Raw genomic sequence first — 12,698 nt, 5'->3', positions numbered from 1 at the left:
CCTAATTTCCAATCATTTCTTTAATAAAATTAGCAGGTGAAACTGATGGTTGTTCTTGTACAAACAAATCAGGTTTTAATTCTTTTAAAGTTTGCATTTTTTCAGATAAAGAACTACCACTAACTTTATTTAAATTAGTTTTAATATCTTCAATTTTAGTAGTTGGAACATCTTTAAATGCTTTTAATTCATCTAATTCATTAGCAACTTTTAAATACTCTTCTTTTGAAATAGTATCTTTTCGTTTTTGTATACCGTCAATAATTTGTTTTGTTTCATTATGAAATTCATTTAAAATATTATCTGCTATTTTTTCACTTAAACCTTGTTCTATTAATTGTTCTTTTGTAAGTGCCATTTTATAAACAAGACTGCACCCCAAAAAGTAAGTAAAATAAAAAAAGATTTTGTTAAATTTTTATAAGGGGTGCATTTTTATATGGCAAAAAAAGGACAAAAATATAACAAATATACATCAGAATTTAGAACAAAAATCATTGAGGAAATTAAACAAAAAAGTTGTTGAATAGTAGCAAAACAATATAATATAAATGCAAATACAGTAGAATCTTGATGAACAAATCATAAAAAAGGAAAATTAAACAATCCTAAATGACCTAAAATTTCTTTTGGCAAAAGAAATTTAGAATATTATAAAACAAGGTATGAATTATTAAAAAAGCTCCATGACTTTTACAATTAAGCAAACTAAGAATAGTCTCTTTTATTAAACAAAATTGTCGTGAATATTCAATAAAATTATTACTAGAAGTAACAGGGTTAAAACGTAGTTATTGAAATAAATATAAAAATTATGACAGTAGCAAAAAAGATAAAAAAGAAATAAATGATATTGTAAAAGTCTATTAAGAAAATTTAAAACAATTTGGTTATCGAAGAATTACTAAATATTTAAAAGAAGATTATGGTATAAAATATAATTCAAAAAAAGTTTTAAGAATTATGCGTGATAATCAAATACAACCTGAATATGTAAGAAAAATGAGAAGAAAAATAAAGTATAAACAGAATAAATAAAAAAGCTTATTGCAATATCCTGATTTAATTAAACGTAAATTCAATGATATAAAAACAAGGTTTTCAGTACTATATACTGATGTAACATATTTAATTTGAAAAGGATAAAGATATTATCAATAAACAATTATTGATGGATATACTAAAGAAATAGTTGATGTAAAGTGATCTAAATATAATGACAATAAATTAGTAATGGATAATTTAAATGATGCAATTAATAAAATAAAATTAATAAAAAAAGATCTGAATGGAATAATAATTCACTCAGATCACGGATATCAATATACATCCACTATTTATCACGATAAATGTTTATCTAACGGTATTATAATTTCAATGGGGAAAAAATACCACTGTGCAGATAATATTGTTATAGAAAGTTTTCATTCATTACTTAAGAAAGCTACAATCCATAATAAAATATGGATAGGCTACAATTATTAGGACCATAATTATATAGACTTCAAAATTAGATAAAATTATTAAGAAAGAAGGAATATAAAAATGGGAAATAAAACTTCATACTCTGAAGAATTTAAAAAACAAATTGTCATGCTATATAAAAATGGTAAAAGTGTTATTAATCTAGGGCAAGAATATAATTTACCAAAACCAACTATTTATAGTTGAGTTAAAAATTATAATAATTCTGGTTCATTTAAAGCAAAAGACAATCGCACACTAGAAGAAAATGAAATAATAACTTTACGAAAAGAACTTAAAGACTTTAAAATGGAAAATGACATTTTAAAGCAAGCCGCACTGATAATGGCCAAAAAATAGCAATAATTAATAACAACAAAACAAAATATTCAGTAAGAAAAATATGTAAGATTTTGGGTTTATCAAAATCAACTTATTATTATCAAAATAATAAATGTATTAACAAGCAAGTTAATAATTATGAACAAGAAGTTATCAGTGCCTTTAATAAAAGTCGAAAAATTTATTGGGCTCGCAAAATTAAAGTTATTTTAAACAGAAAAGATATCATCTTATCGCGGCGAAAAATCAGATTCTTTATGATCAAAAATAATTTGGTTTCTAAATACACCAAATTAAAATATCATAATCATAAAACAACAGTCAATAATGACCAAATTAATAATATTTTAAATCGTCAATTTAACAACAAAAAACCTAATGAAGTTATTGTTAGTGATTTAACATATGTTCAAGTTGGCGCTAAATGACATTATATTTGTTTATTAATTGACTTGTTTAATCGTGAAATAATTGGTTATAGTGATGGGCCGAATAAAACAGCCGAACTGGTCCAACAAGCTTTTCATAAAATAACACGACCATTAAATCAAATAACTCTATTTCATACTGATCGTGGTAATGAGTTTAAAAATAAAATCATTGATGAAATTTTAATAACTTTTAATATTAAAAGATCATTAAGCAATAAATGCTGCCCTTATTATAATGCTGTGGCTGAAACAACTTACAAAACTTTTAAAACTGAATTTATTAAGGGTAAAAAATTTAAAAATTTAACACAATTAAAATACGAACTTTTTGATTTTGTGCATTGATATAACAATATTCGAATTCATGGCAGTTTAAATTTTTTATCTCCAGTTACTTTTAAAAAACAAATGTCTATATAAAAAGTGTCCTAAAAAGTGTTGCCATTCCAATATATAATTCACATGAAGAATATATACAAGATGTTATAAAATGAAATACATGATATTCAAATCGTAAAGAAAAAGATATAATTAAAAAATAGTAAATACTTTTTATTAGTAATTACTAAAATGGGTGCACTCTAAACCTATCTTTTTTTATTCTTGTTCGAATAACAAGTCAGCATAAGTCTTTTTAAGGCGGAAAGCATAAACCGTAAATTACTTTTTTGTTAAAAGGATAAACCATTACAAATATTATATACTATTATTTTACTAATGCAAATATTAATATATAAATAATAATCTTTTTTTTTCTCACTAAACTTAATATATTTGATTGCTAATTTGCCCCTTAAAATGTGTAAAAAGAGTTATTTTTAAAGATAAAATTATTAAAACAATTTATAATTTTTCTTGTATATATATAATGCAGATAGATCTTGATAAAAAGTTTCAAGGTTAAGAAAAGGAGAAAAACAATCATGAAAAGGTTACTTAGTTTATTAAATGTATTAACTATTAGTTGGACTGCTATACCAACAACAATTGCTGCTAGTCCTTATCAAAAACAAGAAACTAAATTAGAAACGAATGAAGTAATTTTTGAAACAGATAAATTTATTTATAAAAAAATACATAAAAATGTTTCGGCAGATCTTTTTAAAAAATATTATATTGATAGTAAAGAGAATATTTACTTTGTTGATATACACTGAAATTTTTATAAATTATTTGCTGGTTCAAACACAGTAAATAAAATTGATGGAATTAAGGGAAATATTAGCAAAATTAAAATTGATAGTAAAGACAATGTTTATATTATAACTAATGTAGATGCATATAAATTATCTGCTGGTTCTACAAAGGTAATAGGAATTGACGGAATTGAAGTTACGGGTATTCATAATTATATTAATTCAATTGCCATCGACAGCATAGATAATGTTTATTTTGCAACAAATAATGGTCTTTATTTGTTAAAACAAAGTGAAACATCTGTCACTGAAATGGGCGATACTAAAAATAAAATCATTGTTAGTGATATTGTTATTTATAAAAATGATAAATTATTTTTAATTAATGGGCCAGAAATATATACTTTAGAAAATAAAATAAATTATAAAATTCAACACTTGGAAAAAGATTATAAATTTTTAGGACATGATTATTTAGAAATTTATTTTGATTTTAATATTGTCCATAAAATTATAAATATTTTTATAAATAGTAAAAAAGAAGAATTCATAAAAGAATTAAAGGAAATAATTAATCATTTAAATAAAGTAGATCATAGTGGTTGAGGCGGATCAATTACAGAATCAGATGAAAATACAATTGTTAATTTTATTTGACAACATTTTCCATATTTTCATGAAACATATAAAAATATGGCAAAAAATCAAAAACTTATTATAAAAACAAATACAATTGGTTATTTCGATAATGAAAATGTAAATAATAGCATTTATATAAATTAAATATTAAAAAATTATTAAGTCTTTTAGGTGCAATATCATTAGTAGGAACAAGTACAACCAGTTTAGTTGCTTGTAATACACCACAAGAATATACAACCAAAGAATTAAAAGAACTAAAAAAAAAGAATAAAATAAATACTACTAACCAAGAAATCAGAGACAATTTAGAATGAATAGCACCACAAGAAAAACCATTTAATACAGTTGACAATAAATGATATTACATAATATATAAGGATAATTCTAATAATATAAAATTATCAAAAAGAATAAATAATAATCCAGATGTTAATATTAAATTGCCCTGGTCTAATTTATGAATAAAAGTTTATCGTTGAAATGGTGAAGAACAAAATTTACCTGACTTAATTGTTGATAATGATGGTAATGTAAAAGTTAAGGAAGAATAAAAAAAGAGATTTTAAAAGACTGCACCCCGTTTAGTAAGTATTAATAAAAAAGGTTTATAAACTTTTATTTATTATATCTTTTTCTTTATCTTGGTTTAAATGTAATTTTAACTGAGTTATCACTTTTGTTTCTAATACCTAATACATTTGGATTAGAAACATCCATTTTTATATCTTTATCATTGCCTCAATATTTAAAATATTCTTGATTTGGGAATTTTTCAATTCCAATACATGATAAGTTAACAAATAATATTTTTGAAAATCTAATTTTTAATTTTACATCATTAGTATAATATGTTTGTAAATAAGTTTCTTTAATTTTATTACTAATTAAATTATTATAATCTTCATTTGGAAGATTTGTTATTTGAAGCAAAAAATTAATACTATACTTTTTATCATTTATATAATAAGTATTTTTATAACCTTTTTCAGATAATCCATTAGTATATGCAGTAGCAAATGTTTGAATATCATTTACTTTTATATTATCAGTATATAAAGTTATTGTATTTTCAAAATTAACTTTATCTGTTTGTGAACGACCACTTTTGTATAAAGTTATATTTGTTAATGAACCACCACCATTATTACAACTATTAACCCCTCCCGATAAATTAATATTTCTATTAGGAATAAAATTTTCGATATCAGGTGGTCCACATTCAACTTGTATATTATTAAGATTACTTATTTCTATTATTTTATAAGAACTAATAAATTTATCTATACTTTGAATTGTTGGGTCAATTTGTTTTAAATCAATTTCAGTTTCATAATAACCTTCATTAAATTCATTATTAAATAAATTAATAAAATTATTATCATTTACATAACCGCTATTAGTGCATTGTGCTGGTGCGGTAATTTTAGTTTTTAGTGTTTGTACTACACCAGCAGGCATAATATCTTTTGTATATGGTTTATAGTTATATGGAACTGTCGGTAATACATATTTAGGATAATTAAAGGTTGGTATTTCATAATCATGGGGTAATAAGAAACTAGTTTTATAATTAGTTGTCATATCTCGTAAATAATTATTTAATGTGCTTTTTGTTTTACCTCTGAAACTCCATACTGATAATCTTAAATAATCTTCTTCATTATTAGTATATGGGTTATCAGCATAAAAGATAATTTCAAAATTACCTTTATATAGTGCTTGGATTGAAAACATATCAATAATATAACTACAATTTGTCCCATCTGGTGTTTGTAAGAATTCACAATCATTATCTTTTTCACTATTACTAACTGGCGTTTGAGCATCAAGTGCTTTGGTTTGTTCATTAATTAAATAAACTCGGTTAGTTTTTTGATTTAATTGTTTTAAATTATAAGTTGAATAAACTAATTCACTTGTTTGTTTACCATCTTTAGTTAAAACAGTACCTTTTAATTTATCAGTTAATAAAGTAGTAAAACCCAAACTATTAGCATTTGCCCCAAAAATAGCACTAACTTTATCATTACCTTGTTCTCTAAATATTTCAAATGGTAAATAACCTTTACCTTTTGAGTTTTCAGACCAAAAAGCATCATTATAAAAACTATAAATATTAGCACTCATAAAACCATTAAGTCATTGAAAAATAGGTAAAGTTTTTTCATCTTGATTAATTACTCAACCTCATGGAATACCAAATGAAATAAAGTTTAAGAATTTACCAACTCCACCCGGAATAGTAAAAGGATTAAAAACTAGTTTTTGTGTATAGTTTAAAGGTAATACTGTAATTTGACGATTAATAAAATTATTCATATTTAAAATATCTCAAACATTACATACCCCCATTTTATTATATTCAATTTGAATAGATCCAACCGTATTGCTAAATTCATCTTTTCTTCTAAAATAAGATGATGCTTGGGTACTAATGATATTATCAACTGTACCACCATTTACTTTTATTTTGCTTGGTGGTGTTATTTTTCAATCTTTAGACCAATAAAATTTAGAATCTTTATCTTCTTTATGAATATTTCTACCAACAGTAGAATTAGTTGCTGATGTAGTAGAAGGGTCAGTTATAACAATACCTTCACTATTTTTTTGCTTTCAAAAATCATATCTATTTTCCATATCTGTTTTTCAATCTTTATAACCAGTTATCATAGTTGGTTGAATCCCTTGAATGTTATATCAACTTACTTCGGGTGAAGCACAAGTGTTTATTTTATCAGGGGGAGCAGGAAACATGTTATACATTAATAAATCGCGTGAATTCATTACTTTTTTATTAAATTGACCTTTAATAATTGGCCGCCCAATAACTGGCATATCAAAAAAGATCGGATTACCATAAAATTTAACTGCCATTGCTCTAACACCCGGGTCTTTTAATAAAATATCATCTAATTCAATAATTGCCGTATTTGTCTTTTCATCATAAGTTATCTTAGGAAAACAATAGCCTTCACCTGGTGCTGGTGTTTTAATAAACTGTCTAACAGATAAACCACTATTACTAATTTTGTCATTAATACTTGAAAAAGTAATTTCTTGTCATAAAAAACTACCATCTCATGGCGAATAATAATTAATAACATTTGATGGATATAATCATTGTCTATCTTGGGGTGCAGTATTTATATTACCACCACCAATATTTAAACCACGATCATTAAATACAGTATAAAAATTATAATAATCATTAATATTTAATTTATTTACATCTTCATCTAAAATTAATAAAGTATATTGTCTTTCGGCTGATTGCTGTGTAAATACTTGTTCAAATTTGGCTTCACCAAATTGAATTGAACTTCTATCATCAATCATATAAGCATCTCAATGTTTACCAACTTTAACTTCTTTTGTATAAAAGTTATCCGCTTTATTACCGTTATTAATAAAATAACTTAATTTATATTGGTTTAAGTATTCTAACATTTTATTAATATCATAAATATTTTCACCATCAATTAATTTTCAATAAACATTGCTATTTTCATCTTTTAATTTCATCACAAAAGGCGTTTCATTATTTGCTCAGATTGTTGAATTAACTGGTTGTTTATTAAAATCATCAATTTTTAATAATTTTATTTCTTCACCTTTATATTTTTGAACTATTTTTAAACTATTTTGCCATTGAGCAATAGTACTTTCCATGTTATCAAATATTCTTGAATAACTACCATAATCACTTGGTTTAGCATTATTAGGTTTTCAACCTGTTTCAGTATCAGGAATATATGAACTATAAACATTAAAAGGAAATACCATTCAATGTCTGTTATCTTTTATGTTTTCTCTGATATCTATTAAATTATCGTGGGCTTGTCTTCTTAATTCTTCTATAACTCCTGGGTTAATTCTACTCATTTTTTAATTCTCCTTTATTTCTGTTCTACCTTGTAAGGCGTTTTGATTATTACCATTTTCATCATATTCCATTAATTTATTATTATGTTCTATTTCTTTGGCTTGCATTTTATCTTGTCATGCTTCTACTTTTTCAAAATATTTAGTTGCTTCTAATTCATCAATATTATCATATTCAGTTATGGCTCTAATTGGTTCCATTGTGCCATTATCTAATCTAGCAGTAATTAATTCATTTTGTCGCATTTAGTCAACCAAACTAGCACTAATAAAATCAAAACCATAGGGGGGCGTTCACCATTTCTATCTCATAAACCATAATATTTTAAAACTGTATCAAACATCTTAGTATAATATTGCTTACGATATGCTTGTAAATATGCTTGTTTTTCTAAGTCTTTTGTCTTAGTTAATAATGATTGTGTTTTATTTTGGTCATTATCTGATTTATCACCAAATGGACTAGAAAAATGACATGCTAAATATACTTGTTCAATAATTGCTTTTTGATCTTCCGTATATGTTTATAAAGTTGGGGTACCTTGTACTACTTGTAAAGATTGTGATAATTGACCATCTACTGCTGATTGACCTGACTGAATAAAAATATCATCAAAAGCATCTTGTAATACTTTTTTATTGCCTTTGTTATAAGCGGTCATTAAATCATCATCTAATATCCCATATAAATGCGTACGATTTGCTAATCTTTCTTTTGATTTAATATTAAAACTATCTTCTAAATCAAATTGTAATTTATAACAATTAGCCATAGTAGGTCGTGGGTTTAATGTAGTTGAAGTAGATAAAAATAAAGTATTAGGTTAATTAATCATTTTCCAAAAAGGGACTATGCCTAATTTGTTTTTAAATTCTTGTACTAAAACAGGTTTAACATCATCTTTAATTTGCGTTTTACTTTGTCCAACAACTATCTCATTATTTTTAGGTCAACCTTTAATAACAATTTTATTTTTTGTACAAATTAAATTTAAAATAAAACCACTATCTGATTGATGATAATTTAATCAAATATCAGCACCTTGTTAAATTTCATTTATTTTGCTTACGCGTGATGTAAAGTTAAAAGGGTTAATTCATAAATCAATATTACCATCACTAGTTTCTAATAAACCAAAAATAGTTTTGCCCATTAAACTTGCGGTTAATTCATTTTTATCTAATTTTTATTTTATTTTATAAGTTTCATATCATCAATTTAATTTTTCTAAAATGTCTTTACGATGAGACTTAAATAAAATATCTTTACCATTTACTAATCGCATTTGATGGCGAGCAATAATATTTGTTAAATTAATTGTTCAATCATAATTATAAAATTTTAAAACACTATTAATATCATTTAAGTTTGGTAAACTAGGGAAAGTATTATTCATTGTTATTTTGCTCCTTTAATTTTAAGATAAGTGCATAATTAATAATATTTACTGTTAATAAATTTGGTTCATTTGCTAAAACTTGAACACATACTTTAACTTTTTGATATTGTTTAATATATTCGTTATATAAATTTAATTTACATATTGCGATATTACCTTTTTTTAATTCTTGACAAAGTATTTTTTTAACTTGTCCGCAAACAGACATATAAGGTCTTTTTGCATTTATTACACGCTCATCATGTATTACATAAATATCTTTTTTCATTAAGTTATTCACTCCCTTTGTTGTCATAATTTATAATCTGCTGAACTATTATGTTTAACCATTGGTATTAATTCAAAGTGTAAGGCATAAAAATCACTATCAAATGTATCATCGTATAAGTCCAACATTCGTTCTTCTCTGGCATCTGGTTTATCTTCTCATTGAATTAATTCATATTGGGTTTTACTTACAGGACATTTTTCTCATAATCATTTTAATTGATTAGTATTTATTAACATAGTAAATGCCTCTATACGATGTTTTATTTTAAATTTTTGTTTTTGTGCTGGTTTAAATGTCATGTATTGACCAAAAGAGTAATTATATTTCTCTCGATTTAAACTTTGCAATGTTGAATATGCACTATCATCAACATTAATTGATATTTCTTGTTGTATTAAATTAAAATATTTATTTAATTGATTATTATAAAACTCTAAAATATCTTTTACTTGTTCTAATTCAGTTTTAAATTGCTGAGTAGCATTTGAATGCGTATATTCTGCCACTTTATATGCTTTTTTATCAAATGAATTATATATTCAGAAACTTGCTGCTGTTGTATGTCCCTTAGGACTTGTAGCATTCGCAATATCAACACCACCTAATAACTTGGCTGGTTGAATAATATCTGTTTCTTGCATAATATCAATATATCGTGCAAAGATTGACCAACTAGTATTGCCTGGTAAACCTCAACTTCATACTCTTTCTCTTTCAATATCTAATTGTTCTAATCTTAATTGTTCATTAACTTTTTCTTGTGGTAATTCATAATTTAATCTTCAACTATAATAATGAATAATAATTTTCATATTTCATTTTTCTATATAAGTAATTTGTTCATATTTACTACGCATTATTTCTTCATTAAAAGGTAATAATTCATTATAATAACCAACAATATATCTTTTTAAACTTTCAGGATTACAGGTATTAATTGTTATTTTATTTTGATAACCACGAATAGAAAACTATAAATCACTTAAGTCTTTTTGTTGAAATTTATCACATTCTTCTCTTCAATCAATAACTAATTTATATTTATTCAAATCAGCAAAGGCTTTTAATTTTTCTTTCCTACTTGGTGAATGTAAACATTTACAATATATTTTGCTACCATTTGATAAAGTAAAAGTAAAATTAGATAGATTAATAGTATAAGGAATATGATTTTCATCTAACATATTTCATATATTTTGAAATACACTATCTTTTAAATCTTTACTCCAATACATACTAGCAATGATACAAATTGGTTGTTTAATTAATAAACTAATTTTTAATAATTCACCAAACATTTTAATATTTGATATAGTTTTACCACTATATCGTGTTCCAATTTGATTAATTTCATTAACTAATTCATATTTTTTAGCAAACGGATATTTATTACCAATACTACTATTTTGTAATAACCAATAAGGAGTTTCTAGCAAATAAGTAAAATGATTAAGCATTATTATCACTTTCTTTTTTAATATATCTAATATCAGTTTGTAAATTAACAATTATTGGTTGTTGATTATTTAAGTTTAATTCTTTTTCAAGTTCTTTTTCTTGTAGTGAATATTTATAATTAAATGCACGCTGTCAATATAATTTAGCACCATCAGGTGAACGCATCATATATTCAATTATTTCACTTTCAATCCTATTAATTTGTCTTTCAATTAAAGGAACTATCTTTTCGCTCGCATAAGTATCATATCTTCACTTGCGAGAAAGATTAAATTTATTGGTTAAATCGTTCAAAGTATAGGGAATATTAGGTTTCTTATTGGCTCAAAATTCATCTATTTTACGCTTAAATGTGCTTAAACTTGCTGTTTTTGGATTAAATTCTTTCATTTTTTACTCCTTTTTGCATATTAAAATTGCTATTTTTTAATGAATATGATTAAATAAAAGAGTATAAAATTCTGTTAAATATACAAAAGAACTCTCACAAGTTCTTTTTTATTATCTATATTTTACACCAAAATAAAAAAAAGTAAACTTAATTACTTTATTTTTTTATAAACAGCTTTAAGAGACAGAATTTACTTACTTTTTATTATTTAAATTATATACCTATAAAAATAATTTGTCAATAATTTTTAATTTAATGTTATAAATATTTTAAAAAGAATTGGAGACAGAAAAATGCAAAAATATAAACATGTAAAATATGATGAACGAAATTTATTTAAAGATTTATTATTATCTGATAATTGCAAAAAGAAGAATGGCACACTTAATTTATCTGAAATATCAAGACAAACGGGTCGTGCAGTTAATACTATTAAAAGAGAAATAAATCGATTTAAAAAGGTAGAAGATTATATGCCAGTTTAAGAACAAAAAGATTATAAACAAAAAAGAAAAAAATTTATTAAAAAACTGCCCACATTTACAGACGAACAACAAGAATTTTTAAATTTACGATTTAATATTCTTTACGATTCACCAGCAGAAATTATTCAACGATTTTTAATAAAGTTTTGTGTCAAATTCCCTGCTTGTCTTAAAACATTTTATAAATGAATTTATTTAGGTCTTTTGGGTTTGTTAAAGAAAAATTTATTAAATGATGGTAGAAGAAATAGAACAAAGAAAAGACCTGATAATCGCGGAAAATTAGATGAAAGATTTAGATCAATTTGAGATATTGAAAATAAACAATCTAATGTTGGTTGATTTGAAATGGATACGGTAGTTGGTAAAGACCATCAATCTAGTTGTTTAGTATTAGTTGAGCAATCAAGCAAAAAATACTTTGCTATGAAATTAGAAGAACATACTGCTAATGAAGTTTTAGAAAAAATTGAACATATAGTTAGAATTAATGATTTAGTTGGAAAAATTAAAGGAATAATAACAGATAGAGGAAAAGAATTTAGTAAATTTGAAGAAATGGAAAAGATTGCTGGAGCTAATGTTTATTATTGTGACCCAGGTTCGCCTAAACAAAAACCCTTAATTGAAAGAATAAACCGTGAATTTAGGAAAAGATACCTTAAGGGAACAGATTTTAACCTTGTTACTCAACAAAAAAAGATTGAGTAGTTGATGTTATAAATGAAAAATTAAGGCCTTGTTTAAATTGAAGAACATCTAAAGAAGTATTTTTAGAGAATTTTAAATAAGT

The 12,698-nt window shown here is 24.1% G+C and carries 15 protein-coding genes and 1 pseudogene; 7 read left to right on the top strand and 9 right to left on the bottom strand.

Going from position 1 to position 12,698, the window contains the following annotated elements; translation table 4 throughout:
- Position 1: 1 nt before the first annotated feature.
- Positions 2-358 carry a hypothetical protein gene (locus tag AAHM76_RS06430; RefSeq protein ID WP_342255825.1) on the bottom strand — a complete coding sequence of 119 codons (357 nt, stop codon included), beginning with the start codon at positions 356-358 and terminating at the stop codon, positions 2-4.
- A gap of 81 nt (positions 359-439) precedes the next feature.
- Between AAHM76_RS06430 and AAHM76_RS06425 the strand changes: the two genes are divergently transcribed.
- The 6 genes from AAHM76_RS06425 to AAHM76_RS08645 all read left to right on the top strand — a co-directional run bounded on the left by AAHM76_RS06425 (position 440) and on the right by AAHM76_RS08645 (position 4,566).
- The gene (locus tag AAHM76_RS06425) at positions 440-703 is read left to right on the top strand and encodes a hypothetical protein (protein WP_342255824.1); all 264 of its coding nucleotides are present in this window, start codon (positions 440-442) and stop codon (positions 701-703) included.
- A 173-nt stretch (positions 704-876) separates the two neighbouring features.
- A complete protein-coding gene (locus AAHM76_RS08650; RefSeq protein WP_425289480.1) occupies positions 877-1,038 on the top strand; it encodes an IS3 family transposase in 162 nt (53 codons plus the stop codon).
- Between the two features lie 195 nt (positions 1,039-1,233).
- Positions 1,234-1,485, top strand: coding sequence for a hypothetical protein (locus tag AAHM76_RS06420; RefSeq protein WP_342255823.1), 252 nt, complete (start codon positions 1,234-1,236; stop codon positions 1,483-1,485).
- Between the two features lie 60 nt (positions 1,486-1,545).
- Positions 1,546-2,657, top strand: a protein-coding gene (locus AAHM76_RS06415) for an IS3 family transposase (protein ID WP_342255822.1) whose coding sequence is annotated in 2 segments (ribosomal slippage) — positions 1,546-1,789 and positions 1,789-2,657 — 1,113 coding nt in all. Because the reading frame shifts where the segments join, the coding sequence is not laid out codon by codon here.
- Positions 2,658-3,160: 503 nt separating this feature from the next.
- Positions 3,161-4,156: a hypothetical protein gene (locus AAHM76_RS06410; RefSeq protein ID WP_342255821.1), complete on the top strand. Its 996-nt coding sequence runs from the start codon at positions 3,161-3,163 to the stop codon at positions 4,154-4,156.
- Entirely contained in the window at positions 4,144-4,566 is a 423-nt protein-coding gene (locus tag AAHM76_RS08645) for a lipoprotein (protein WP_425289482.1), read from the top strand. The genes AAHM76_RS06410 and AAHM76_RS08645 overlap by 13 nt, the downstream gene beginning before the upstream one ends.
- Positions 4,567-4,651: 85 nt before the next feature.
- Here the strand turns inward: AAHM76_RS08645 and AAHM76_RS06405 are convergent, their stop codons facing one another.
- The 8 genes from AAHM76_RS06405 to AAHM76_RS06370 form a co-directional block, all read right to left on the bottom strand.
- Positions 4,652-7,900, bottom strand: a complete 3,249-nt coding sequence (locus tag AAHM76_RS06405) for a hypothetical protein (protein ID WP_342255820.1) — start codon at positions 7,898-7,900, stop codon at positions 4,652-4,654.
- Positions 7,901-7,903: 3 nt separating this feature from the next.
- A complete protein-coding gene (locus AAHM76_RS06400) occupies positions 7,904-8,146 on the bottom strand; it encodes a hypothetical protein (RefSeq protein WP_342255819.1) in 243 nt (80 codons plus the stop codon).
- A 278-nt stretch (positions 8,147-8,424) separates the two neighbouring features.
- Positions 8,425-8,673, bottom strand: a complete 249-nt coding sequence (locus AAHM76_RS06395) for a hypothetical protein (RefSeq protein WP_342255818.1) — start codon at positions 8,671-8,673, stop codon at positions 8,425-8,427.
- Positions 8,674-9,087: 414 nt separating this feature from the next.
- Positions 9,088-9,297 (bottom strand): hypothetical protein, encoded by a 210-nt coding sequence (locus AAHM76_RS06390; protein ID WP_342255817.1) that lies wholly within the window; start codon positions 9,295-9,297, stop codon positions 9,088-9,090.
- Complete coding sequence (locus AAHM76_RS06385; RefSeq protein ID WP_342255816.1) at positions 9,290-9,568, bottom strand: hypothetical protein; 279 nt, start codon at positions 9,566-9,568, stop codon at positions 9,290-9,292. Before AAHM76_RS06385 ends, AAHM76_RS06390 begins: the two co-directional genes overlap by 8 nt.
- Positions 9,568-10,428, bottom strand: a complete 861-nt coding sequence (locus AAHM76_RS06380) for a PBSX family phage terminase large subunit (RefSeq protein WP_342255815.1) — start codon at positions 10,426-10,428, stop codon at positions 9,568-9,570. The genes AAHM76_RS06385 and AAHM76_RS06380 overlap by 1 nt, the downstream gene beginning before the upstream one ends.
- Positions 10,429-10,542: 114 nt before the next feature.
- Positions 10,543-11,028, bottom strand: coding sequence for a hypothetical protein (locus tag AAHM76_RS06375; RefSeq protein ID WP_342255814.1), 486 nt, complete (start codon positions 11,026-11,028; stop codon positions 10,543-10,545).
- A complete protein-coding gene (locus tag AAHM76_RS06370; RefSeq protein WP_342255813.1) occupies positions 11,021-11,419 on the bottom strand; it encodes a hypothetical protein in 399 nt (132 codons plus the stop codon). Before AAHM76_RS06370 ends, AAHM76_RS06375 begins: the two co-directional genes overlap by 8 nt.
- Positions 11,420-11,713: 294 nt before the next feature.
- Here AAHM76_RS06370 and AAHM76_RS06365 point away from each other — a divergent pair.
- Positions 11,714-12,696, top strand: a pseudogene (locus tag AAHM76_RS06365) (IS30 family transposase).
- Positions 12,697-12,698 lie beyond the last annotated feature (2 nt).

This window comes from Spiroplasma endosymbiont of Poecilobothrus nobilitatus, assembly GCF_964030655.1.
Classification (GTDB): Bacteria; Bacillota_I; Bacilli_A; order Mycoplasmatales; family Mycoplasmataceae; genus Spiroplasma.
This window is presented reverse-complemented; position numbering and strand designations above follow the sequence as displayed.